The organism is Paraburkholderia sp. BL18I3N2 (assembly GCF_003001875.1).
GTDB lineage: Bacteria > Pseudomonadota > Gammaproteobacteria > Burkholderiales > Burkholderiaceae > Paraburkholderia > Paraburkholderia phytofirmans.
Window position 1 is genome coordinate 90,027 of record NZ_PVNC01000014.1, and the last position, 24,989, is coordinate 115,015.

At 63.2% G+C, this 24,989-nt stretch carries 20 protein-coding genes, 1 tRNA gene and 1 pseudogene; 11 read left to right on the forward strand and 11 right to left on the reverse strand.

Annotated features, from left to right (window positions below; translation table 11 throughout):
* Nucleotides 1-27: 27 nt before the first annotated feature.
* On the reverse strand, nt 28-1,989 hold the full coding sequence (locus B0G75_RS28550; RefSeq protein WP_374956925.1) for an extracellular solute-binding protein: 1,962 nt from the start codon (nt 1,987-1,989) through the stop codon (nt 28-30).
* A 126-nt stretch (nt 1,990-2,115) separates the two neighbouring features.
* Here B0G75_RS28550 and fabI point away from each other — a divergent pair, with 126 nt between their 5' ends.
* Nucleotides 2,116-2,907, forward strand: a complete 792-nt coding sequence (fabI, locus tag B0G75_RS28555) for an enoyl-ACP reductase FabI (RefSeq protein WP_106313408.1) — start codon at nt 2,116-2,118, stop codon at nt 2,905-2,907.
* 141 nt (nt 2,908-3,048) lie between these two features.
* On the opposite strand, the gene B0G75_RS28560 is transcribed toward fabI, so the two are convergent.
* The gene (locus tag B0G75_RS28560) at nt 3,049-3,396 is read right to left on the reverse strand and encodes a hypothetical protein (protein WP_012433496.1); all 348 of its coding nucleotides are present in this window, start codon (nt 3,394-3,396) and stop codon (nt 3,049-3,051) included.
* Nucleotides 3,397-3,581: 185 nt separating this feature from the next.
* Between B0G75_RS28560 and B0G75_RS41505 the strand changes: the two are divergent.
* A pseudogene (locus B0G75_RS41505) lies at nt 3,582-4,091 on the forward strand (porin); the annotation flags it as partial.
* Nucleotides 4,092-4,332: 241 nt separating this feature from the next.
* Nucleotides 4,333-5,244, forward strand: a complete 912-nt coding sequence (locus B0G75_RS28570) for an amidohydrolase (RefSeq protein ID WP_106313409.1) — start codon at nt 4,333-4,335, stop codon at nt 5,242-5,244.
* A gap of 145 nt (nt 5,245-5,389) precedes the next feature.
* Here B0G75_RS28570 and B0G75_RS28575 read toward each other — a convergent pair.
* The 6 genes from B0G75_RS28575 to cysS all read right to left on the reverse strand — a co-directional run bounded on the left by B0G75_RS28575 (nt 5,390) and on the right by cysS (nt 12,376).
* Nucleotides 5,390-5,483, reverse strand: a tRNA-Ser gene (locus B0G75_RS28575).
* Between the two features lie 182 nt (nt 5,484-5,665).
* Nucleotides 5,666-6,916, reverse strand: a complete 1,251-nt coding sequence (locus B0G75_RS28580; RefSeq protein WP_012433498.1) for an aspartate kinase — start codon at nt 6,914-6,916, stop codon at nt 5,666-5,668.
* 385 nt (nt 6,917-7,301) lie between these two features.
* Nucleotides 7,302-8,738 carry a tRNA lysidine(34) synthetase TilS gene (gene tilS / locus B0G75_RS28585; protein ID WP_106313410.1) on the reverse strand — a complete coding sequence of 479 codons (1,437 nt, stop codon included), beginning with the start codon at nt 8,736-8,738 and terminating at the stop codon, nt 7,302-7,304.
* A 48-nt stretch (nt 8,739-8,786) separates the two neighbouring features.
* On the reverse strand, nt 8,787-9,758 hold the full coding sequence (locus B0G75_RS28590; protein ID WP_106313411.1) for an acetyl-CoA carboxylase carboxyltransferase subunit alpha: 972 nt from the start codon (nt 9,756-9,758) through the stop codon (nt 8,787-8,789).
* Between the two features lie 123 nt (nt 9,759-9,881).
* Complete coding sequence (locus B0G75_RS28595; RefSeq protein WP_106313412.1) at nt 9,882-10,931, reverse strand: DNA-3-methyladenine glycosylase; 1,050 nt, start codon at nt 10,929-10,931, stop codon at nt 9,882-9,884.
* A gap of 47 nt (nt 10,932-10,978) precedes the next feature.
* On the reverse strand, nt 10,979-12,376 hold the full coding sequence (cysS, locus tag B0G75_RS28600; RefSeq protein WP_106313413.1) for a cysteine--tRNA ligase: 1,398 nt from the start codon (nt 12,374-12,376) through the stop codon (nt 10,979-10,981).
* Between the two features lie 239 nt (nt 12,377-12,615).
* Between cysS and B0G75_RS28605 the strand changes: the two genes are divergently transcribed.
* The 4 genes from B0G75_RS28605 to B0G75_RS28620 all read left to right on the forward strand — a co-directional run bounded on the left by B0G75_RS28605 (nt 12,616) and on the right by B0G75_RS28620 (nt 15,502).
* Complete coding sequence (locus tag B0G75_RS28605) at nt 12,616-13,380, forward strand: tetratricopeptide repeat protein (protein WP_106313414.1); 765 nt, start codon at nt 12,616-12,618, stop codon at nt 13,378-13,380.
* Between the two features lie 48 nt (nt 13,381-13,428).
* Nucleotides 13,429-14,010 carry a peptidylprolyl isomerase gene (locus tag B0G75_RS28610; protein ID WP_012433503.1) on the forward strand — a complete coding sequence of 194 codons (582 nt, stop codon included), beginning with the start codon at nt 13,429-13,431 and terminating at the stop codon, nt 14,008-14,010.
* 151 nt (nt 14,011-14,161) lie between these two features.
* Nucleotides 14,162-14,656 carry a peptidylprolyl isomerase gene (locus B0G75_RS28615; protein ID WP_012433504.1) on the forward strand — a complete coding sequence of 165 codons (495 nt, stop codon included), beginning with the start codon at nt 14,162-14,164 and terminating at the stop codon, nt 14,654-14,656.
* A 48-nt stretch (nt 14,657-14,704) separates the two neighbouring features.
* A complete protein-coding gene (locus B0G75_RS28620; protein ID WP_106313415.1) occupies nt 14,705-15,502 on the forward strand; it encodes a UDP-2,3-diacylglucosamine diphosphatase in 798 nt (265 codons plus the stop codon).
* 170 nt (nt 15,503-15,672) lie between these two features.
* Here the strand turns inward: B0G75_RS28620 and cysE are convergent, their stop codons facing one another.
* Nucleotides 15,673-16,509, reverse strand: a complete 837-nt coding sequence (cysE, locus tag B0G75_RS28625; protein ID WP_106313416.1) for a serine O-acetyltransferase — start codon at nt 16,507-16,509, stop codon at nt 15,673-15,675.
* 208 nt (nt 16,510-16,717) lie between these two features.
* Nucleotides 16,718-17,551, reverse strand: a complete 834-nt coding sequence (locus B0G75_RS28630) for an RNA methyltransferase (RefSeq protein WP_106313479.1) — start codon at nt 17,549-17,551, stop codon at nt 16,718-16,720.
* Nucleotides 17,552-17,949: 398 nt separating this feature from the next.
* On the opposite strand from B0G75_RS28630, the gene B0G75_RS28635 reads away from it, so the two are divergent.
* The 4 genes from B0G75_RS28635 to B0G75_RS28650 all read left to right on the forward strand — a co-directional run bounded on the left by B0G75_RS28635 (nt 17,950) and on the right by B0G75_RS28650 (nt 24,449).
* The gene (locus B0G75_RS28635) at nt 17,950-18,753 is read left to right on the forward strand and encodes an inositol monophosphatase family protein (protein WP_106313417.1); all 804 of its coding nucleotides are present in this window, start codon (nt 17,950-17,952) and stop codon (nt 18,751-18,753) included.
* 200 nt (nt 18,754-18,953) lie between these two features.
* Entirely contained in the window at nt 18,954-20,252 is a 1,299-nt protein-coding gene (lplT, locus tag B0G75_RS28640; RefSeq protein WP_106313418.1) for a lysophospholipid transporter LplT, read from the forward strand.
* Nucleotides 20,253-20,419: 167 nt separating this feature from the next.
* Nucleotides 20,420-23,104, forward strand: coding sequence for a DNA mismatch repair protein MutS (mutS, locus tag B0G75_RS28645; RefSeq protein WP_106313419.1), 2,685 nt, complete (start codon nt 20,420-20,422; stop codon nt 23,102-23,104).
* Nucleotides 23,091-24,449: a hypothetical protein gene (locus tag B0G75_RS28650; protein WP_106313420.1), complete on the forward strand. Its 1,359-nt coding sequence runs from the start codon at nt 23,091-23,093 to the stop codon at nt 24,447-24,449. The genes mutS and B0G75_RS28650 overlap by 14 nt, the downstream gene beginning before the upstream one ends.
* On the opposite strand, the gene B0G75_RS28655 is transcribed toward B0G75_RS28650, so the two are convergent.
* Nucleotides 24,429-24,971, reverse strand: a complete 543-nt coding sequence (locus tag B0G75_RS28655) for a peptidylprolyl isomerase (protein ID WP_012433513.1) — start codon at nt 24,969-24,971, stop codon at nt 24,429-24,431. The genes B0G75_RS28650 and B0G75_RS28655 overlap by 21 nt on opposite strands.
* Nucleotides 24,972-24,989 lie beyond the last annotated feature (18 nt).

Consider the following 24,989-nt stretch of genomic DNA (forward strand, 5'->3'; position numbering starts at 1 on the left):
CGGTGAATGAATCAGGCGTCGACGGGGTTAAGGTTGCGCTGGCGGCTGCGCTTGCGATGGTGGCTGAGCGAACCACCACATCGATGTAATCCAGCCTTCCGCTGAATAGTACAGGGGCAGCGTTTTGGGCCACGCAAGACCGCGCTTGAACGCCACCCGATGCGTGGCGCTGTACCAATGCGGCACGACATAGTAGCCATGCATCAGCACACGATCGAGCGCGTGCGTGGCGTCGATCAGTTGCTCGCGTGTTTGCGCATGCACGAGCGCATTCAGGATCGCATCCACGACAGGCGACTTCAGCCCGATCATGTTATCGGAACCCTGCGTATCGGCCGCCTTGCTGCCGAATCGTCCGATCTGCTCGGAGCCGGGCACCTGCACGTCCGGCATACGGATCGTGGTGGTGTCGAAATCGAAGGCATCCAGACGCTTCTGATAGACCGCGAAATCCGACACGCGAAACGTGGCCTGGATGCCCAGCTTCTGCAGATTGCGGATGAAGGTCGCGACGATCGGCTCCATCTGCGCGGACGAACCGGAGTCGTCGAGAATCTCGAAGCGGAACGGCTCGCCCTTGGCGTCGCGCAACGCGCCGTCGCGATAGGTCCAGCCGGCCTGCTGCAACAGCGCGCGCGCCTCCAGCAGATTGGCGCGCAGCGAGCCGGGCGGGTCGGTGTCCGGCTGCTTCGGCGGCGGACCGAACACGGCCGGGTCGAGCTTCGCGCGCCACGGTTCGAGCAAGGCCAATTCGCCCGGCGAAGGTAGACCCTTGGCCTGCAGATCGGTGTTGGCGAAGAAACTGTCGATACGCGTGTACTGATTGAAGAACAACTGGCGATTGAGCCATTGGAAGTCGAGCGCGAGATCGAGTGCCTTGCGCACACGCACGTCCTGAAACAAGGGCCGCCGCGTGTTCAGCATGAAGCCCTGCATGCCGGTGCCGTTATGTTGCGCAAACACCTGCTTGATGAGTTCGCCGCTGTCGAATTTCTTGCCGACGTCACGCCGCACCCAATTGCGCGCGACGTATTCGACCAGTGCGTCGTACTCGCCCGCCTTGAACGCTTCCAGCCGCGCCGTGCTGTCCGAATACAGCTTGTAGACGACGCGATCGAAGTTATTCATGCCGACGCGCACCGGCAGCGCCGCGCCCCAGTAATTCGGGTCGCGCCGGTAGGTGATGGTGCGGCCGTTGTCGTATTGCTCGATCAGATAGGGCCCGCTGCCGATCGGCTTTTCGAACGCGAGCTGGTCGAACGGAATGCGGCTGCCGTCCGGCTTCATCCCCCACTTGCGCGAGAACACCGGTATGCCGCCCGCGAGAAGGGGCAACTCGCGATTGCGCTGGTGAAACTCGAAGCGGATCGTATGCGGATCGACCACCACCGCGCGCGTGATTTCGCCGAAGATCGATGCGAATTGCGGCGCGGCCCGCGGGCTTTTCAGCGTGTCGAGCGAGAACTTGACGTCGTCGGCGGTGACCGGATCGCCGTTCGAAAAGCGTGCGCGCGGATTGATGTGGAACGTCACCGAGAGGCCGTCCGGCGCGATGCTGATGTCGTCGGCGAGCAGCCCGTAGGCGGACGCCACTTCGTCGCTGCTGCCGACGGCGAGGCTTTCGAACATCAGGTCGACACCGGGCGCCGTATTGCCGCGCAGCGTGAACGGATTGAATTTGTCGAAGCTGGTGAGGCGGCTCGGATTGGCCAGCACCAGCGTGCCGCCCTTCGGCGCATCCGGGTTGACGTAGTCGAAGTGCTTGAAATCCGCCGGATACTTCGGCGCGCCGTATTGCGCGATCGCATAGACCGCGTGCGCCCGCGGCGGCACGAGAAGACCCGCCACGGCCAACACGCCACACATCATCGCGGTGCAAGCGGAGCGCCATGCACGCGGCGCAATCGCGAGGCCGGCACGCGAGGGTCTATGAATCACGCTGCACCAGAGTGCATGAGGCGTTGGAACCCGTCGCGAGCCAGTTGTCATAGGGGCCTTGTTGGTCAGTGGGCAAGTGCAGTGTGAGAGAATTCTACCCAATAAACTCGCGCAATCCGCACGTCTGTTGCGCTCGACGTTGCCGGGCGCGGCGCACCGATCCGATCAGGAGATTCCATGGGCTTCCTCGCTGGCAAACGCATCCTGCTGACCGGCTTGCTGTCGAACCGCTCGATTGCCTACGGCATCGCACAAGCCTGCAAGCGCGAAGGCGCCGAACTGGCGTTCACCTATGTCGGCGAGCGCTTCAAGGACCGCATCACCGAGTTTGCCGGCGAGTTCGGCAGCGACCTGGTGTTCGCCTGCGACGTCGCCGACGACGCCCAGATCGACGCCCTCTTCGTCTCGCTCAGGCAGCGCTGGGACGGCCTCGACGGTCTTGTCCATTCGGTCGGCTTTGCGCCGCGCGAAGCGATTGCCGGCGACTTCCTCGACGGCATGACGCGCGAAAATTTCCGCATCGCGCACGACATCTCCGCGTACAGCTTTCCGGCGCTCGCCAAGGCTGCGCAGTCCATGTTCACGCCGGACGCGTCGTTGCTCACGCTGACTTATCTCGGCGCCGAACGCGCGATCCCGAATTACAACACCATGGGTCTTGCCAAGGCTTCGCTCGAAGCCAGCGTGCGTTATCTGGCAGTCTCGCTCGGCGCGAAGGGCGTGCGCGTCAACGGTATTTCGGCGGGCCCGATCAAGACGCTGGCCGCGAGCGGTATCAAGGGCTTCGGCAAGATTCTCGAGTTCGTCGAGCAGAACGCGCCGCTCAAGCGCAACGTGACGATCGAACAGGTCGGCAATACGGCGGCGTTTCTGCTATCGGATCTGGCGGCCGGTGTGACGGCGGAAATCGTGCACGTGGATAGCGGGTTTAACGCGGTGGTGGGCGGCATGGCTGCCGTGGCGGAGTGAACGACGAATCTTGCGCGCGAACGCGTGGCGCTCTGTGCACGCCGCTCTATTTCGCGGGCTCGTTGCTGAGGCCCAATAAAAAACCGCCCTCTCGGGCGGTTTTTTTGACTCTGCGATTCGATCAACCGCGGCCTGGGACGCTTAGTGCCAGCCGCGATGATTGTCGTAATGGTCGCGGCCGTAGTTGTAATGGCCTGGGGGATGATGACGGTACCAGTCATCGCGCGCCCAGTAGCGGCGCCCGTCCCAGTAGCGGTCGCCGTGCCAGCCGATCACGATCGCCGGGCCGCCGTAGTACACGGGTGCCGGTTGATAGACGACCGGCGGCGGAGGCGGCGGAGGCGGTGCGTAGACCGGTGCCGGCGCTACGTAAACCGGCGCCGGAATGCCGATGTTGACACCGATATTAAGGCCGCCGGCCATTGCAGCACCCGACGCGCCCAGCGCGAAAACCCCGATCAGAAGTGGAACAAGACGAGCGGACTTCATCGATCACCCTTTGGAAGAATGTGTTGTGGCCGAAATATAGCGCAAGGCGCCGCACCGCGTATTTCAACTTTGTAATAACTGATGCATAACATCGCGCGCATGGTCGGCCGGTTACGTCTCGTTACATTGGACATGCTTTGGTGAAAAAGCGGTGGCGTCGTAATCAGAGCGCGGTGCAACGCGAGATGGCTCTGCTCGCGGCGCGTTCATGCAGCGAGGCGTTCGGCGTGCTGCGCGTATGCACGGCCAGGCGCATGGTGTTGGCGCACGTCGCGTTGTACGGTGTCGTCGATAGCACGTTCACCTATCTCAGCAATCAGCGCGGTCACGCCAACTTCCACATGAGCCAGGACAACCTGCAGGCGAGCAAGTTCGGCCTGCTCGGCTCGGAAGACATCGGCGGCGGCAGAAGGCGATTTTCCGGCTCGATAGCGGCTTCAAATCGCTGACGGACTTGCAGAGCGGCGCGGGCTTTCTATGCACCCGGCAGGCACATATCGGGCTTAGTAACTACCGGTACGGGAGGTTCACGCTCGGCCGACAAACCACGCCCTACTTCCAGTGGTCGCGCGTTGGGGGCGGCCGGCGTGCACCCACGCGATGTCGACCTGTCCGACAGCACGTTGCGCTTCAACAGTTCGGTTACCTATCTATCTCCGAACGTCGCCGGCGCGCGATTTAGCGCGACGGGGGGTGGTCGGGGATTCGCAGAATACGACCCCGTCGTCGGGGCCTCCGCAATTTGTCAGGAGCGTGGGGTTAAGGCACGCGTTTTTAAGAGTGATCTGGAGGGGGCATTAATCAATGGCGGACCTGCGAACGGAATCGGCTGCGTGAGCACGCCGAGGGACTTCGCGGGATGCAAAAGCGAGTCGTGCTAACCTCGCTGGACAAGCACTGTGCTTCAGTGCTGGCTCTCGTACGGAGACCTGGACGATGGACTGCGCCGCCCTGCCGATCCTTGACTGTCATCAACACTTCTACGACGCCCGACGCTTCCATTACCCCGTGTTCGCGACGCGCAGCGAAGGCTTCGAAGCACTTGTCGGCGACTACGGCGCGCTCCCCCGCATCTATTTGCCCGAAGACTACGCGCGCGATACGAGCGCGTTGAACGTCGTGGGCACAGTCTGGGCGGAATTTATTTCGACCGACCCGGTGGGCGAAGCATGCTGGGCGCAGCAGCTTGCGAACGCCACAGGACGCCCGGACGGCATGATCGCTCTGGTCGATTTTTCGAGTCCTGATCTGCCAGCCACGCTAGAAGCGTATGCGTCAGCGCAACGAATCCGTTGCGTTCGCCAACATCTGGGCTGGCATCCGACGAACCCGCTGCTTCGCTATGCGCCAAAGCAAGGCCTCATGTCGGACTTGGCATGGCGACATGGACTCGCGTCGCTGCGGGGGCGTGGCCTGATCTGCGAACTGGAAATGTTCGCGCCGCAACTGCCCGAACTTGCATCGCTGGCGACTGCGTTTCCCGACATTCAGTTCGTGCTGCCCGTCATGGGTTGGCCACTCGATCTGACCAGCGAAGGCCACGCAGCGTGGAAACGCGAAATGACCGCAGTGGGCGCGTGTCCCAATGTCGCGGTGAAAATATTCGGGCTGGAGTGCATCTTCGGCATCCATTGGACGCTCGCTCAGGTCCGGTCCTGGATACTGGAAACCGTTGAAGTTTTTGGCCCCGACCGATGCATGTTTGCCAGTCATATGCCGATCAGCAAGCTAGCCTGCAGCTTCGAAAGACTGTATTGCGCGTACTTCGAGGTAATAGCGAAGTTCACTGTTGCGGAGCAGCGAAGACTCCTGCATGACACGGCTGCGGCGATTTACAAGCTGAGCTAAATGTTGGTTCCGGTGACCGGACCGCACATACCCTCGTGAACGAGGTTAAAGCGACCCATCTCAGTACTGACCCATTCGGACTGCAACACCCCAAAAAACAAAACCCCGCAGAGCCTAGACTCTGCGGGGTTCTCTCTACCACTTCTGGCGGAGACGGAGGGATTCGAACCCTCGATCCAGGTTTTGGCCCAGATGCTCCCTTAGCAGGGGAGTGCCTTCGACCTCTCGGCCACGTCTCCCAAACTTTCGGTCGCGCAGGGAGTCAGCGCGACGAAGCCAAGATAATAGCGGGCCGAACCGCGAAGGTCAATGTCTGGCGAACAGTTTTTGTGCCAGTTTCGTCATTGGCGACGCAATTTATTCACCTCGGCCACGCAAAACAAACGGGACGCTCTTGTACGCCCCGTTTATTCAAAACCACTTACGCCTGATCCAGTTCGAACGCTTTATGCAGCGCGCGCACGGCGAGCTCCATATACTTCTCGTCGATCAGCACCGAGATCTTGATTTCGGAGGTCGAGATCATCTGAATGTTGATGCCCTCTTCCGACAGCGTGCGGAACATCGTGCTCGCGATACCCACATGCGAGCGCATGCCGACGCCCACCACCGAGACCTTCGACACCTTCGGATCGCCTAGCACCTGCTCGGCCTGCACGTGGCCCTTCACCTGGGTCGTGAGGATGTCCATGGCGCGCTGATAGTCGCCGCGGCCGACCGTGAACGTGAACGCCGTTTTGCCTTCCACGCTCTGGTTCTGGATGATCATGTCGACGTCGATATTCGCGTCCGCCACCGGGCCGAGAATCTGATACGCGATGCCCGGCTTGTCGGGCACACCCATCACGGCGATACGAGCTTCGTCGCGCTGAAACGCGATGCCCGAGATGACTGCTTTTTCCATGGTCTCGTCTTCTTCAAAAGTAATCAGGGTGCCCGACTTCATTTCAGCGTCGAGCGGCATCAGCGGATCGGTCAGGCTCGACAACACGCGTGTCTTTACCTGATATTTGCCGGCGAATTCCACCGAGCGGATCTGCAGCACCTTCGAACCCAGGCTTGCCATTTCCAGCATTTCTTCGAACGTCACGCGATCGAGCCGACGCGCTTCTTCCACCACGCGCGGGTCGGTCGTGTAGACCCCGTCGACGTCCGTGTAAATCAGGCACTCATCGGCTTTCAACGCGGCCGCGACCGCGACCGCCGACGTATCCGAACCGCCACGGCCGAGCGTGGTGATGTGGCCGTCGGGATCAATGCCCTGGAACCCGGTGATCACCACCACCTTGCCCGCGTCGAGATCGCGCAGCACGCGTTCGCCGTCGATTTCGCTGATGCGCGCTTTCGTGAACGCGCTGTCCGTTTTGACCGGCACTTGCCAGCCGGCGTAGCTGACCGCGTCGACGCCGGCTTCCTGCAGCGCGATGGCGAGCAGGCCCGAGCTGACCTGCTCGCCCGTGGCGGCGATCATGTCGAGTTCGCGCGGGCTCGGCTGACCCGTGATTTCTTTCGCGAGACCGAGCAAGCGGTTGGTTTCGCCGGACATCGCCGACGGCACGACGACCATCTTGTGGCCAGCCTTGTGCCATTTCGCGACGCGCTTGGCGACGTTCTTGATGCGCTCGACCGAGCCCATCGAGGTGCCGCCGTATTTGTGTACGATGAGTGCCATTGTCGTTCTGAACTGGAGGAGAAACCGCGCTGGCGCGCTGGAGACGACCGCACAAAAGCACAGAAGCGCAACGTCTTGTGAACGACGGCAGAGTGTGTGGCGGCGTAAATGCAGCACGCGTGCAGCACGCGCGGATTTGCCCGGGAATGATCGCTGATGGCTTACCGGAAACGACGGATCACGATCGAAAACCGACTAATTCAACAAAAGCGAAGGCGAAATCGGGTCGGGCAAACAAGTTAACGTACCCGATCGGGCGCAAAAAGACAAGCCAGAAAGGCCATTGGAATGCGCTGATTACGCGCAGCAAAGAGCTGTTTCGTGTGAGATTTGCGCCCTATTTCCGGATTCGCCGCACGAACAACCGGGGTGTCCGACCGGCCGGTCAGGCGATCAGCAGATCCTCACGCCAGACGATCCTGACACGCGATTCGGCCTCGTCGATCTGCTCCGGCAACGCCGCGCGATTGACCCCGAGCCCGGGCACGAACAGCAGATCGCCGCCTATGTAAAGCAGCGGCACGTCGCGCTTCCACGCGGGAATGCCGCGCTCCTGGAACAGGTTTTTCAACGTGCGGCTCGGTGCGCGAGGCGCGTCGCTCGTGCGCATGCGTTCGCCGCCGCTGCGCGAACGCGCCCTCAACATCGCGCGCCGCAGGACGCGCGCAGGAATCGTGTCGAGGTCATCAGTCGCATCGCCTGCTTCGGCGAATACGAACGTGCCGCGCCATTGCGGCAAACGCCAGATCGACTCGCCTTGCCACGCGAGTTCGCTGACTGCGCGCGCGGCGAGCGCGGTTTCATCGGCGGGTTCGCTGCTGTCTCCCGCTTCCCAATAGACCAGGCCGCGATAGCTGCGCAACGCCTGGCCTGCGTGATCGATCCGCAGACCATGACCCTCGCCCGCCGCGCCAATCTCACGCAACTGACGCAGCGCATCGCCGAGACGCGCGCTCGATGCGGCGACGAGGCCCAACGTACGCATCCAGTAACGCAGAAGATTGAGCGCGCGGTCGTCGTCGAATGCTAGCAATGCATCGTGCGACAGAGCGCGTCCTTCGTCGCGTGACGCTTCTTGCATATCGAGGCGCGCCAGCGCGTCGAGCAAACGCTGCGCCGACGCCGCGTGCGCCGCCGTGCGCGCGAGCGCGTCGCGAAAACCTGGAAAGTGGACGGCCAGCGCCGGCGTCACTTCGTGGCGCAATGCATTGCGAGCATAGCGTGTATCAGCGTTCGACTCATCGTCGATCCAGCGTAACGCACGCTCGCTAGCGTATTGTTCGAGCTGCGCGCGCAGCAGATGAAGCAAAGGCCGCACGCGTGTTGCCGACGCCCCCGGCGGCGAATACTCCGGCGCCATCGCCGCCAGTCCGGCGAGACCGGCGCCGCGCAGCAATTGCAACAACACAGTCTCAGCCTGATCGTCCGCATGTTGCGCGAGCCACAGCGTGGCGACACCCCGCGAAGCGCACATCTCGTCCAGCGCGCGATAACGCGCATCGCGTGCGGCTGCTTCGACGCTCACGCCCGCGTCACGCGACAGCTCGACGCGCTCTGCCGCGAACTCGACGCCACGCTCCCGCGCGAACGCCTCGCAGTGCGCGAGCCACGCATCGGCGTGAGCGCTCAGCCCGTGATGCACGTGCAACACAATACAGCGCGACGCGCCCGCGACACGCACTACGGCATCGAGCAGCACACTCGAATCCACGCCGCCACTGAAGGCAACCGCAATACGCGCGTTAGCGGGAAGCGCAGATAAAGAAAAGCCGACCGCCTCGAGTACGAGGCGGTCGGCTGGCGTTTCGGCGGCGGAAGTCACGTCGCTAGCGCGTCGAGCGCTGAAGGACGAAAGAGAACGCGCGCGGGCTTAAGCACCCGGCGTCGTTTCCTTGAACTTGCCGTACGACATCAGCCGTTCGAAACGGCGCTGACGCAGGTCGTTGATGCTCATGCCCTGGAACTGGCGCAGCGAATCGGCAAGCGCGCGGCGCAACATGGCGGCCATGCCCTTCGGATCGCGATGCGCGCCGCCCAGCGGCTCGTTGACGATCTTGTCGATCAGGCCGAGTGCCTTCAGACGATGCGCGGTCAGACCGAGCGCTTCCGCGGCCTCCGGCGCTTTCGCGGCGCTCTTCCAGAGAATCGACGCGCAGCCTTCCGGCGAGATCACCGAATAGGTCGAGAATTGCAGCATCAGCACGCTGTCGCCGACCGCAATGGCCAACGCGCCGCCCGAACCGCCCTCGCCGATGATCGTCGCGATCAGCGGCGTCTTCAGCTCAGCCATCACGTACAGATTGCGGCCGATCGCTTCCGACTGGCCGCGCTCTTCCGCGCCGATGCCCGGGTAGGCGCCCGGCGTGTCGATGAACGTAAAAATCGGCAAGCCGAATTTTTCGGCGAGACGCATCAGACGCTCGGCCTTGCGATAGCCTTCCGGACGCGGCATGCCGAAGTTGCGCAGCGCGCGCTCCTTGGTATCGCGGCCCTTCTGATGGCCGATCACCATGCACGCCTGGCCGTTGAAACGCGCGAGGCCACCCACGATCGACAGGTCGTCCGCATAGTGGCGGTCGCCATGCAACTCGTGGAAATCGGTGAACAGCTCATTCACGTAGTCGAACGTGTACGGGCGTTGCGGATGACGGGCAATTTGCGAGACCTGCCACGGCGTGAGGTTCGCGTACAGATCTTTGGTGAGCTGTTGACTCTTCTTGGACAGCCGCTCGATCTCTTCCGAAATATCGACGGCCGAATCGTCCTGCACGAAGCGCAATTCTTCGATCTTCGCTTCGAGTTCAGCGATCGGCTGTTCGAAATCCAGAAACGTGGTCTTCATTGTTTGTAATCCTTGGACTTACCGGCAGCGCGTATTCTAACCGCGCGCGCCGATGTCAAAACCATCTCGCAACTATCAATCCTTAACAATTGATAGCTTTTGAAATGGTCCCGTTTCTTTTTTTCAGTAGTCGACCGGCAACGGGTCAAGACTACGCCACATATACCAGGTGGCGACGGTGCGCCACGGCTCCCAGTTGGCGGCGACTTCGCGCGCTTCGCTGCGTGTGACCGGTTCGCCACTGAAGTAGTTGACGCTGATCGCACGAATCAGGCCCAGGTCGTCGAGCGGCAGGACGTCGGGGCGCGACAGGTTGAAGATCAGGAACATCTCCGCCGTCCAGCGGCCGATGCCGCGAATCTGCGTGAGTTCGGCGATCACCGCCTCGTCTTCCATCGACGTCCATTTACCGACGTGCAGCGCGCCCGAAACGAAATGCTGTGCGAGATCGAGCACGTATTCGGCTTTGCGCTTGGACAGTCCGCACGTAGTCAACTTTTCGAGACCAAGCTTGATGAACTGCTGCGGCACCAGCTTCGGACACGCGGCCTCGACCTTCGCCCAGGCGGCTTGCGCGGACGCGACCGAAATCTGCTGCCCGACCACCGACCGCGCGAGCGTGACGAACGGATCGCCGCGACTCAGCAGATGCACCGGCCCGAACTTCGGAATCAGTTTCTTCAGAATGCGATCGCGCTTGACGAGGTCGGCACACGCCTTGTCCCAATAGGCCGGACGCGTGACTTCAGGCGTGAGGCCAGCGATCTGCACCGGCACCGCGACTTCGCTCGCGCTCGCCGCTTCGCCGCCCGCGGTTGCCGACGCGCGCGTCTTGCGCACGACTTCGCCTTCGTGTCCCTCGACGGTGACGCGGGCGAGTTCCTGCACGTCGCCAGCCAGTTCCGCCGGCAACGCGCCATTGCTCTTCGCACGCGGCGCCTTCGCGCGCTTCGCGACAGGCGCATGCGCCGACGCGCCGTTGAGCGCGCGCTGCACGGTGGTCTTTTTCGCTGCGCCCGCTGCGGTCTTGGCCGCCACCCCGGCGACTTTCGCCGATGCTTTCCTTACCACGCCGCTGCCCGTGCGAGCCGACGTGCGTGTCGACTTTGCCGCGGCTGCCGCGTTTGTTTGAGACGCGGCTCGTTTAGCCGGCGTCTTCGTGGCCGTTGCCATCCTGCCTCCTGCCTGGCGAGTCGATCAAAGGGTAAGTCGAGGTGCGCTCACACGCGCCGCCACTCGGTCAACCCGCCGGGTTTGTCTTCAAGTGCAACGCCGGCCTCGAGCAATTCGGCTCGGATCCGGTCTGCTGCCGCATAGTCCTTCGCCTGCTTGGCGGCTACGCGCGCCGCGATCTTCGCTTCGATCGCGGCGGGCTCGAGCGCGCCCTCAGCTGCAGCCCCCGCTGCCTGCTGCAGGTATGCACGCGGATCGCGGCCGAGCAGTCCGATCACTGCGCCCAACGAGCGCAATTGACGGGCCAGCGCGGGGTCGCGCGTGCGATTCACTTCTGTTGCCAACTCGAACAACACCGACACTGCAACCGGCGTGTTGAAGTCGTCGTTCATTGCTGCCTGGAAACGCTGCGCATGCGCTTCGTTCCAGTCGAGTTCGGCGGCGTCCGGCGTGACGTCTTTCAGCGCGGTGTACAAACGCGCGAGAGCGTTGCGGGCGTCGTCGATATGCACGTCGCTATAGTTCAACGGCGAGCGGTAATGCGCGCGTGCGATAAAGAAACGCACGACCTCGGCATCGTACTGCGCCAATACTTCGCGGATCGTAAAGAAGTTGTTCAACGACTTCGACATCTTCTCATTGTCGATCTGTACGTAGCCGTTGTGCATCCAGAAATTGACGAAGGTTTGACCGGTAGCAGCTTCACTTTGCGCTATTTCGTTTTCATGGTGCGGAAACTGCAGGTCCTGGCCGCCGCCGTGAATGTCGAAATGTTCGCCAAGCAATGTACAGCCCATTGCCGAGCATTCGATATGCCAGCCGGGACGGCCGCGCCCATACTTCGAATCCCAGCCTGTATCCGCCGGCTCTTCCGGCTTGGCCTGTTTCCACAACACGAAGTCGAGCGGATCCTGCTTCGCGTCGTTCGCCGCGACGCGTTCGCCCGCGCGCAGATCTTCGAGCGACTTGCCCGACAGCTTGCCGTAGTTCGCGAACTTGCGCACCGCATAGTTCACGTCGCCGTCGCTCGCCTGATACGCGTAGCCGTTCGCTTCGAGCTGCTCGATCATGCCGAGCATATGCGGAATGAAATCCGTGGCGCGCGGTTCGAGGTCGGGCCGCTGGATGCCGAGTGCGTCCGCGTCTTCGTGCAATGCGTTGATGAAGCGATCGGTCAGCGCCTTGATGGTCTCGCCGTTCTCCACTGCGCGCCGGATGATCTTGTCATCGATATCCGTGATATTGCGCACGTAGGTCACGTCGTAGCCGAGCGTGCGCAACCAGCGCTGCACGATGTCGAACACGACCATCACCCGCGCATGACCGACGTGACAATAGTCGTACACGGTCATCCCGCAGACGTACATCCGCACGACGCCTTCTTGCAGCGGCACGAAAGTTTGCTTGTCACGCGCGAGCGTGTTGTAGATGCGCAGTGATTCCATAGAGAACGGTGCGTGGGCCGAAAGAAATCCGCAATGTGTTTCATGCGCGGCGCGCCCCGCCAGTCAGGAACCGGACGGCGGGCGTGTCGCATACAGCAAAACCGGTGCACCTGGTGCGGCGGTCAGGCTGCGATCAAGGCGGAGACGACCACGAGTGGCGAAAAGACAGTTTGCGGTTCGACGGAACGCGCAGACCTTTTGTTAGAATGGGTCGGAGTATAACATCCAGACCTGAGCCTATGAAACCTTCAAGCGGCCGCGCGCGCAGCGCTGCGACCCTCGCCGCGACGGCCTTCGGTAGCGCCACGCGAGCCCTCTCCTTGCGCGTCACCGTGGCGCTCGCCCTAGCGGCCGTGCCGGCTGCGGCCGCCTTTGCGCAGAAAACCGCCACGCTGCCGCAGGGCCCCGCCGTGCGCGACAACACGCCTGAAATCGACGCGTCGATCGCACAGAAAAACTGGGCGGCTTCGCTGACCCAGCTCGACGCGCGCATCGCCTCGAATCCGCGCGACGCGCAAGCCAAATTCAAGCGCGGCACGGTGCTCGCCCACCTGAATCGCGACGACGAAGCCATCGCCGCGTTCACCGAACTCACGCAGACGTACCCCGAGTTGCCCGAGCCCTATAACAACCTCGCCGCGCTTTACGCGAAGCATGGTCAATATGCCGAAGCGCGCGCCGCGCTCGAAACGGCGACCAAGGTCAACCCGGGCTACGGTCTCGCATACGAGAATCTCGGCGACCTGTATCTGCGCATGGCCAACGAGGCCTATCGCCACGCGCAGAGCCTCGGCAAGGTGAGCCCCACCACCACGCAGCGTCTCGCGGACATTCAGAAAGTCATCTCGCCGGTCAGGACCGCGGCCCAGGCGAAACAGGCCGCCAGCACGGAAGACGACTACACCGCCCGCGCCACCTCGAACATGACGCAAACGCCGAGCTTCCAGTACGGCGGCGCGAATGGCTCGCTGGCCATGCCGCCCTACATGGCGCCGTCGAAGTAAAGCCATTACGTTTCGCGCAATACGTTTTTTCCAACCCTGAGGATCTTCATGAAATGGTTGATGTTGGCGCTCGGCAGCGCCGCCCTGATCGCAAACGCTCCCGCATTTGCCCAGTCCGGTTCGCAAGCCGCGCATCCGTCCGTCCTCTTCAAGACATCGGAAGGCGACATCCGCGTCGAGTTGTATCCTGAGAAGGCGCCCAAGACGGTCGCCAACTTCCTCGACTATGTGAAGTCCGGCCAGTACAGCGGCACGATTTTCCATCGCGTGATTCGTGGCTTCATGATTCAGGGCGGCGGCTACACGCAAAGCTTCGCGGAGAAGCCGACGCGCGCGCCGATTCCGCTCGAAAGCCGTAACGGTCTGAAGAACATGACGGGCACGCTCGCCATGGCGCGCACCAGCGACCCGAATTCGGCCACCGCGCAATTCTTCATCAATACGGTGGACAATGCCGGCCTCGACTATCCGAATCCGGACGGCAACGGCTATGCGGTGTTCGGCAAGGTCACGAGCGGCATGGACGTCGTGAAGAAGATCGAAGGCACGCCCACCACCTCGCGCGGCCCGATGGGCGACGTGCCGCAAAAGCCGGTCGTGATCGAGTCGGCTACGGTGGTCGGCAAGTAATTGCAGGACCAGGACGCGCGCCGTAGTCAGGCGCGCACGAGAAAAGCGTCAGCGCTCAATCCACGCCCCGGCGCGGCTGAAAGTCAAATCATGACAAATCGTGACGACTTGCCGCGCCTTTTACCCACCCTGTTCATCAAAGGATTCCATCATGGTTGAACTGCATACGAACCACGGCGTCATCAAACTCGAACTGGACGCTGAAAAGGCGCCGAAGTCGGTTGAGAACTTCCTCAACTACGTGAAGGCCGGCCACTACGACAACACGGTGTTCCACCGCGTGATCGACGGCTTCATGATCCAGGGCGGCGGCTTCGAACCCGGCATGAAACAGAAGCCGACGGGCGAGCCGATCACCAACGAAGCGAACAACGGTCTGAAGAACGTCAACGGCTCGGTCGCCATGGCGCGCACGAACGACCCGCACTCGGCCACGGCGCAATTCTTCATCAACGTGAACGACAACGACTTCCTGAACCACTCGTCGCCGACGCCGCAAGGCTGGGGTTACGCCGTGTTCGGCAAGGTGGTCGAAGGCCTCGACATCGTCGAGAAGATCAAGAAGGTCAAGACGGGTTCGAAGGGCTTCCATCAGGACGTGCCGGCGGACGACGTGGTGATCGAAAAGGCTGTGATCGTCGACTAAGTGTCGTAGCGAGCATCGATTCGTTCGAACTGATATCAGGCACCTTCAATGCTGCAAGAAACGCCGCTGCGAAGCGTCGCCGCGGGCGTGCCTGGCGAGGGCAAACGCCCGCACGCCGCACGCCCGTTTTTTTTCCTCTCCGATATTCATCTGAGCGAGGCGATCCCGCACACGGTCGCCGCGTTCGAGCATTTCATCCGCTTCACGGCCGAGCAGGCCGATTCGGTGTTCATACTCGGCGATCTGTTCGAGTACTGGATCGGCGACGATATGCTCGTCGAGCCGTTCGTCGCGCGCATGGCGGCGCTGCTGCATACGTTGTCGGAGCGCGGCATCGCGCTCTACATCATGCACGGTAACCGCGATTTTCTGCTGGGCAAGCGCTTCATGAAAGCAGCCGGCGCGATCTGGCTGCCCGATCCGTTCGTGATCACCGCATTCGGCACGCGTCTCGTGCTCGCGCACGGCGACGCCTTGTGTACCGCGGATCGTGGCTATCAAATGTTCCGGCGTTTTGCGCGCAACCGTTTCGCGCAGATGCTGTTTCTCGCGTGGCCGTTGCGCTGGCGTCAGAAGCTCGCCGAGAACATGCGCTCGAAAAGCGAGCAAGGCCGCGCGCGGCCCGTTTCGCCGAAGTACGACGTGACGGCGGCAGCCGTGGCTGCGTTATTCAAATCGTCGAAAACGGCGACTCTCATTCATGGGCACACGCACCGGCCGGCGCGGCATCGCGAGCCGGGCGGCACGCGCTGGGTTCTGCCGGACTGGGATCTCGACCACGGCGAGCGCCGTGGTGGATATTTGCGTATCGACGCTGAAGGGATTCGGGCGTTGCCGTTGGGTTGAAGGTGGCGGCCGTTGATTGCACCGGTGCCGACGGGTCATGTACCCCGGTCGTTCGGCACTCTTCCAGGCCACGCGTGCCAGCGTTGTGGCTGCTCTCGCTCTACGCCACGTTTAGCGTTACTGTTAGCGTCGGCCTTTAGCACCGGCCTCGGCGGCGCGCACGAATAACTTCACCGCTCCGCCGCCACCGCTTCCACTTTCCCTGCAATCGCAGCCGACAACCGTCGCAGATCAAGCAACGCCGCATCCGCCCCTTGCAGTCCTTCGAGACTCGTACCCAGTCGCTCCAGCGCATCGACGATTTCGTCGATGCGTTTAGCTTGCGTGGCGGCGTGATCGATCAGCCCATGAATCGCCAGCGACACCGGATCGTCCGCGTTCGGCGTGATGCCGTATGCGCAGAAGCCGCCGCTCGTGGCGGAGCGTTTCCCGTCGCGCGCGGCGCCATTGGAACCGGCGTTGGCCGCCGCTTCCGGAGCCACCGCAGCCGCCGCCGGCACGATGATCCGCGCCGGGTTACCCACCGCGGTGCCACGCGCCGGCACGGGCTTGGTCACCACCGCGTTCGAGCCGATCTTCGCGTCCGCGCCGATCGTGAAACCGCCGAGCACCTTCGCGCCCGCGCCGACGATCACGCCGCGCTCGAGCGTCGGATGCCGCTTCGCGCCGCGCGTGAGCGACGTGCCGCCGAGCGTGACGCCCTGATAGATCGTGCAGTCGTCGCCGATCTGCGCGGTCTCGCCGATCACCACGCCCATGCCGTGATCGATGAACACGCGCCGCCCGAGCGTCGCGCCCGGATGGATTTCGATGCCGGTCATGAAGCGCGCCATCTGCGAGACGAAACGCGCGAACCAGCGGCGTTTGGCTCGCCAGCACGCGTGCGCGAGCCGGTGCAGCACGAGCGCGTGCAGACCCGGATAACACGTGAGGACCTCCCAGGCGCTGCGGGCGGCGGGGTCGCGCTCGCGGATCGTGGCGATGTCTTCGCGAAGTCTCGTGAACATGGCAGCAACTGTGTGGTGGGAGAAAGAGCCGCACGCGCAACCTTGCGCGCACGACGGCGTGGCTCGCCGCATAGCACGGCGGCAGCTTTGCTTAGAACGTCTTGGGGATTGTAGGTGGATTGCGGAAAACCTGCCGGAAGTCCACGCTGCCGGCGGGGTCGTCGCCGGCCAGCGGGGAAGCATTCAGTCCGGGTACCACACGCAGCCTTCAGGACGCGTCGTCCCTGGACTTGCGTTTCAACAGAATGTGTTTGGCGATGCCGCGCACGATATTCACTTCCTCGCGCTCGAGACCCGAGCGCGCAAAGAGACGCCGCAGACGCGACATCAGCTTCTTCGGATTGGCCGGATCGAGAAATTCGAGCGCGACGAGCGCGCTTTCCAGATGCGTGAACATGCTTTCGATTTCGTCGCTCGCGGCGCGCGCACCGACGGGCTCGCCCTCCTCCGCTGCCGCCTGAGGCGCGGCTTGCGCCCCGCCTGTTGCGCTGTCGCTCGACAGATACATCGTGCGCAGTTCATACGCCAACACTTGCACGGCCTGCGCGAGATTGAGCGAGCTATAGGCCGGATTGGCGGGAATATGCGCGAGCGCGCTGCATCGCTCGACGTCCTCGTTCGACAGACCCGTGCGCTCGTTGCCGAACACCAGCGCGATCTCGCCATGCACCGCCTGTTCACGCGCAATGCCGGCCGCGGCGCGCGGCGTCCATTGCGGCGGCCCGTATTCGCGCAGCCGCGCGGTCAGCGCGATCGACCAGTGCACGCCGCTCAGCGCATCGGCGAGGGTCGGCACGACGTGCGCGGACGCCAGCACGTCGTCGGCACCGCTTGCCATGGCGATGGCTTCCGGATCGCTTTGCACGTGAGGCACGCGCGGCGACACGAGTACGAGCCGCGAGAAACCCATGGTTTTCAGTGCGCGCGCCGCGGCGCCGACGTTGCCCGGATGGCTCGGCTCGACCAGCACGAAGCGCGTCGAGGTGAAGCCGCCGCGCAGTTCGGCTACGGCAGGATCGGAGGAATGGTGGGTGTGGTCCACGATGGAATTCTGCAAGCTAAAGACGCGTATGGTAGCGCCAACGCCGCAGGCGGTCCGAAATGGAGGCAGATGCGCATGCAGATGCGTACGGCAATGTGCTTGCGAATGCCGGGCCGAGCCGCGTAAAACTTCGGCAGGTTGGCCGCCGGCCCCCGCAAACGCTGCCGCGGCGTCCGGACTCAGGTAAAATACCGAAATTCGCGTCCTGCTTTGCCGTTCGGCACCGCATAAACGCCTCGTTCTTATCCAATTCGTCTCCGTCGGCGGAATGCGCACCGGTTGTACCGGGCGAGCGTTCCGTGCTGTTTCCGCGCCTCTTAGAGGGCGCCCAATTAGCGCAGGTTAGCGCTCATTTACCGGCCAGCAGCCGTGCTGCCCCGGCACAAGGATCCAGTCTCATGCATCCCATGCTCAATATCGCTGTGAAAGCCGCACGCCGCGCTTCACAGATCATCACCCGCGCTTCACTCGATCTCGATCTGGTGCAGGTCAGCAAGAAACAGCACAACGATTTCGTCACGGAGGTCGACAAAGCGTCTGAAGCGGCGATCATCGACACGCTCAAGACCGCCTACCCCGATCACGCCATCCTCGCCGAAGAATCCGGCAAGTCGGACAACGAATCCGAATACCAGTGGATCATCGATCCGCTCGACGGCACCACCAATTTCATTCACGGTTTTCCGTACTATTGCATCTCGATCGCGCTCGCTCACAAGGGCATCGTGACGCAGGCCGTGGTCTACGATCCGACCCGCAACGACCTGTTCACCGCCTCGCGTGGCCGTGGCGCGTTCCTCAATGATCGCCGCATCCGCGTGGCCAAGCGCGACCGTCTGGCCGACGGCCTGATCGGCACTGGCTTCCCGTTCCGCGAAAAGGACGGCCTCGAAGCGTACGGCCGCCAGTTCGCTGAAATGACCGAAGCATGCGCCGGCCTGCGCCGTCCGGGCGCCGCCGCGCTCGATCTGGCGAACGTTGCCGCCGGCCGCATGGACGGCTTCTTCGAGCAAGGCCTGAATGCGTGGGACGTCGCCGCGGGCAGCCTGCTGATCACGGAAGCCGGCGGCCTGGTCGGCAACTACACGGGCGATTCGGATTTCCTGCACGTCGGCGAAATCGTCGCGGGCAACGCGAAGGTCTACGCGCAGATGATCCCGATCCTGTCGCGCTTCAGCCGCACGCGTCAGCAAGCGGCATAAGCCCCACGAGGGCGGCGCCGGCAAGCGGAACATGAAAAGCGGCTTCGGCCGCTTTTTCGTTGGCGCGCCTGCATGCAGCGGGCGTTCGTGCTACAAAGCGGGATGCCGCGCCGGCGCACGTCATTGCCGGCTGCGTTTCGCGCGTTTCTCGCTGCGCCCTGCTTTGCGCCTGACTTCTCGCGCAGCTTTCAATCCGCTTCATGAAAAAAGGCTTCTACACAATCATCGCGGCGCAGTTTGTTTCGTCGCTGGCGGACAATGCACTGTTGATCGCGGCCATCGCACTGCTTTCCGTGATCCGCTCGGCCGCCTGGGTCACGCCGCTCCTGCAGATTTTCTTCACCGTTTCGTACGTGCTGCTCGCGCCGTTCGTCGGCGCTTTTGCCGACTCGATGCAAAAGCGGCATGTCATGTTCATCTCGAACGCGTTGAAGGCGAGCGGCTGCCTGATGATGATCGCGGGCGTTCATCCGATGATTGCCTACGGCGTGGTCGGCTTCGGCGCGGCTGCGTATTCGCCGGCCAAATACGGCATTCTCACTGAACTGCTGCCTGCGGAAAAACTCGTCAAGGCCAATGCGTGGCTCGAATCGGCCACCGTGCTGTCGACCATCGTCGGCACGATGGTGGGCGGCGCGTTGATCAGCACCTTCGCCGACAAATTCGTCGCGCACGCGCATCTGCCGCTGATCCGCTCCTCCGCCGATCTCGCCATGTTCGCGACGATGGTGACCTATGCGATCGCCGCCGCGATCAACATCTTCATTCCCGACACGGGCGCGCGTTATCAAAATCGCCTGAGCGAACCGAAGAAACTGGTCGGCGATTTCTATCATTGCTTCAACGTGCTGTGGGCCGACAAACTCGCGCAGATCGCGCTGTGGGTGACGACCCTGATGTGGGGCGGCGCGGTCACGCTGCAATTGCTGGTGCTCAAATGGGCCAACGTGAATCTCGGGCTGTCGCTCTCGAAGGCAGCGGTCATGCAAGGCGTCACGGGTCTCGGCATCGCGGTCGGCGCAGCGGCGGCAGCCGCGCTGATTCCGTTGCGCAAATCGCTGCGCGTGTTGCCGGTCGGCATTCTGACCGGCGCGGTGGCGATCGCCATGGCCTTCTATAACAAGGATCTGTTCCCGCCGGGCGCAGGCGTTCGCATCGGCACATACGTGCTGCCGTTTTACATTCTGCTCGCCTATCCGCTGATGATTCTGCTCGGCGCGCTGTCGGGCTTTTTCATCGTGCCGATGAACGCGATTCTTCAGCATCGCGGCGCGACGCTGCTGTCCGCGGGGCATTCGATCGCGGTGCAGAATTTCAACCAGAACCTCGCCGTGCTGCTGATGCTCGGCGTCTACGCGCTGCTGCTTACGGCGAAGATGCCGGCGCAGTGGATCATCGTAGTATTCGGCACGTTCATCACCTTCATGATGTGGCTTGCGAAGCGGCGTAGCGCGGTGAATGAACGCACGGTGGATATGCGGGCCATGGTGGAAGAATGACGCCTTCATGCCGGTGAAGCGGGCACGGCGCGGCTCGCGTCGGCTGCTCGCCGCGGCGTAGGGCTGCAATGCGCTGCAATGCGGATTGGCCATCCGGCCAGGGTCCGCTCGCCGCGCGGGCAGGTTAAACTCACGCCCTGAACAGCTTACGCAAGAAGATATCGAGGATGGGCATTCAAACCGCAGCGGCCAACGACGTCGCACAGCACACGCCAATGATGCAGCAGTATCTGCGCATCAAAGCGGATCATCCGGGCACGCTGGTGTTCTACCGGATGGGCGACTTCTACGAACTCTTTTTCGAAGACGCGGAAAAAGCCGCACGTCTGCTCGATCTGACACTCACGCAGCGTGGCGCGTCGGCGGGCAATCCGATCAAGATGGCCGGCGTGCCGCATCACGCGGTCGAACAGTATCTCGCCAAGCTCGTGAAGCTCGGCGAATCCGTCGCGATCTGCGAGCAGATCGGCGACCCGGCTACGTCGAAGGGCCCGGTCGAGCGCAAGGTGGTGCGCGTGGTCACGCCGGGCACGCTCACGGACGCAGCGCTCCTGTCCGACAAGAGCGATGTCTATCTGCTGGCCATGTGCGTCGCGCATAACCGGCGCGGCGTTGCGACCAGCGTCGGCCTTGCATGGCTGAATCTGGCGAGCGGAGCGTTGCGCCTCGCGGAGGTCGCGCCCGACCAGGTGGCGGCTGCGCTCGAGCGCATTCGTCCCGCGGAAATTCTGGTGGCCGACACGCCCAGCGACTCGGCGAGCTGGACGCCGCCGGTCAATGCGGGCGCCCTCACCCGCGTGCCGGTCTGGCACTTCGACGTCGCCTCGGGCACGCAACGCTTGTGCGATCAGCTGGAAGTGGCGGGCCTCGACGGCTTCGGCGCGCATTCGCTGACCTGCGCATGCGGCGCGGCCGGCGCGCTGCTGCTGTATGCCGCGGCCACGCAAGGTCAGCAGTTGCGTCACGTGCGCAGTCTGAAGGTCGAATACGAGTCCGAATATATCGGCCTCGACCCCGCGACGCGCCGCAACCTCGAACTCACGGAAACGCTGCGCGGTACTGAATCGCCCACGCTGTGTTCGCTGCTCGACACCTGCTGCACGACCATGGGCAGCCGGCTGCTGCGTCACTGGCTGCATCATCCGCCGCGCGAATCGGCGGTGGCGCAGGCACGTCAGCAGGCAATCGGCGCCTTGCTCGACGCGCCGCCGGGCGCGAGCGTCGATTCATTGCGCGGCGCGTTGCGGCAGATCTCGGACATCGAGCGCATCACCGGGCGTCTCGCGCTGCTGTCCGCGCGGCCTCGCGATCTGTCGAGCCTGCGCGATACCTTCATTGCGTTGCCCGAGTTGCGCATGCAACTCGCAGCCGTTGCGCCGAATGCGGATTCGCTGGCCCGCATCGACGCCTCCCTTGAACCGCCGCAAGCCTGCGTCGAACTGCTCAAGCGCGCGGTTGCGCAGGAACCGTCGGCCATGGTGCGCGACGGCGGCGTGATCGCGCGCGGCTACGATGCGGAACTGGACGAACTGCGCGATATTTCGGAGAACTGCGGGCAGTTCCTGATCGACCTCGAGACACGCGAGCGCGCACGCACGGGCATCGGCAATCTGCGCGTCGAATACAACAAGGTCCACGGCTTTTATATCGAAGTCACGCGCGGCCAGACCGACAAGGTGCCCGACGACTATCGCCGCCGCCAGACGCTGAAAAATGCCGAACGCTACATCACGCCGGAACTGAAAACGTTCGAGGACAAAGCCCTGTCCGCGCAGGAACGCGCCCTCGCCCGCGAACGCTCGCTCTACGACGCGCTGCTGCAGGCGCTGCTGCCCTTCATCCCGGATTGTCAGCGGGTCGCCTCGGCGCTCGCCGAACTCGATCTGCTGGCGGCCTTCGGCGAGCGCGCCCGCGCGCTCGATTGGGTCGCGCCGACCTTCTCGGCAAACGCCGGCATTGAAATCGAACAGGGGCGGCATCCGGTTGTCGAGGCGCAGGTCGAGCAGTTCATCGCCAACGACTGCTCGCTCACGCCCGAGCGCAAACTGCTGCTGATCACCGGCCCGAACATGGGCGGTAAATCGACCTTCATGCGCCAGACCGCGCTGATCGCGCTGCTCGCTTATGTGGGCAGCTATGTGCCCGCGCGGCGCGCCGCCTTCGGGCCGATCGACCGCATCTTCACGCGCATCGGCGCAGCGGACGATCTTGCCGGCGGCCGCTCGACTTTCATGGTCGAGATGACTGAAGCCGCCGCGATCCTGAACGACGCCACGCCGCAAAGTCTCGTGCTGATGGACGAGATCGGCCGCGGCACCTCCACGTTCGACGGGCTCGCGCTGGCGTGGGCCATTGCACGGCATCTGCTCGCGCACAACGGTTGCCATACGCTATTTGCCACGCACTACTTCGAGTTGACGCAGTTGCCGGCGGAATTTCCGCAGGCGGCCAACGTGCATTTGTCGGCGGTCGAGCATGGGCACGGCATCGTGTTCCTGCACGCGGTCAGCGAAGGTCCGGCGAATCAGAGCTACGGCCTGCAGGTCGCGCAACTCGCCGGCGTGCCGAACGCGGTGATTCGCGCGGCGCGCAAGCATCTTGCGCATCTGGAACAGCAGTCGGCCGCGCAACCCGCGCCGCAACTCGATCTGTTCGCAACACCGATGCCGATGCTGCTCGAAGACGCGGACGACGAACGCGATGCGAAAGGAGAGCCTGCGGTGCCGCCCGCCATGCAGGCGCTCGTCGAGCGTCTGCGCGGCATCGATCCGAACGATCTGCGGCCGCGCGAAGCACTCGATCTGCTGTACGAATTGCACGAACTGGCCGCCGCGCCGGATGCGGATCATTGACTCACAGAAGCCCCCGCAGCGTCCGCGCAAACTCCGCGCGGCGCTGACCCTCGCCCTGACACTCTCGGGCGGCGGTGTGCCGCTCGCCGGACTGTTCGCGGGGTTGTCAGGTTTCGCGCCGGCGGCGTACGCGGACAGCTCGCGCTACACCTTCGCGGTCATCGCCAACACGATGCAGAGCGTCGCCGACGAAGCGCCCACTCAGCGGTTGATCGAAGCGATCAGCCGCGAGCGCGACATGTCCTTTATCGTGTACGACGGCAATCTCAAGGGCGCGAAAGAGGCTTGCCGCGACGCGCTTTATGAGCGCCGCCACGCGCTGCTCGAAACCTCGCGGCCCGCCCTCTTCTTCATTCCGGGCCAGCACGACTGGGCCGATTGCGGCACGGCCGAAGCCGGCGGCTTCGATCCGACCGAACGGCTCGACCAGTTGCGCCAAACGCTTTTTGCCGACGCCACCTCGATGGGCCAGAACCCGATCGCATTGACGCGTGAAAGCGAAGTCTCGCGCTTTCGCCCATATCGCGAGAACGTGCGCTGGCAAGTGGGCGATACGGTGTTCGTCGGCCTGAATGCGCCGAGTCCGAACAATCACTATCTGACCGCGGGCGGACGCAACGGAGAATTCGAAGACCGCGTGATCGCCAATGCATTCTGGCTGGAACATGCCGGCGAATATGCGAAACGCCGCGACGCGCGTGCGATCGTCGTGTTCATCCAAGGCGATCCGGACCCGGAGCGTTACGAACGGCCCGACCGTTTCGCGTGGTTGCGCTTTGCGCGCAACACACGCCGCGACGGCTTTCTGGAATTCAAACGCAGCCTCGTGAAGCTCGCGCAGATTTTCCGTGGACCAGTGCTCGTGATTCATTGCGACGACGAGCGTGCAAGCGCCGGCTTCGTGATCGATCAGCCGCTACGCAATGACAAAGGAATGCTGGTGACGAATCTCACGCGTGTCGCGCTCGCGCCGCATGATCGTCTCAATCAGTGGATTCAGGTGGATGCGGATCTCGGCAGGAAACCGCCGTTCCGCGTGAGTGTGCGCGATGTGCCGAAGCAAATGCCGATGCCCACCGCGCAACCCGTGCTGCCGCGCGATGAACCGGCTGCTTCGATGCCGGCTGTACCGGCGCTCGGACCCGCGTCGGAATTGCCGCCACTGTTGCAGACGCCCGGAGAGTCGCAACTGGATCAGCAACCGCGCATACCGGCGGATCAGGGTGGCGGTGGTTACGGGCCGGCCACGTCGACGCCGCCCGCCTCGGCCACTCAACCGCGCATGCCGGGCGCTTCTTCAAGCGTGCCCGGCATGCCTGCAAGCTCAGTGCAGCGTGGGCCCTGACTTGCCTTCTTCTTCGTCGTCCTCGTCTTCGTCGAGGACTTCGAGGCCGTCGGCACCATGCGCGTGTTCGTGCTGGATTTCGTCTTCGGTAGCCGGACGCACGTCTTTCACCGTCAGCGCGAAACGCAGCGCCATGCCGGCAAGCGGATGGTTGCCGTCGAGCACGACTTTGTCTTCGGCGACGTCGGTCACCACGTAGACCAGCGAGTCGAGATCCTCGTCGCCTTCTTCCGGCGTGCCTTCGAATTGCATGCCGACTTCGAGCGGTTCCGGGAAGCGATTGCGCGGCTCGATCTTCACGAGATCAGGGTCGTACTCACCGAACGCGTCTTGCGGCTCGAGCTGGATCTGGGTCTCGAAACCGGCCTCATGGCCGTCGAGCTCTTCCTCGATCTTGGGGAACGTGCCATCATAGCCGCCGTGCAGATAGACCATCGGCTCGTCGCTTTCTTCAATCAGATTGCCCTGCGCATCCGACAGCTTGTAAGCGACCGACACGACGGTGTTCTTTGCGATTTTCATTCGATTCTCCAGAATACA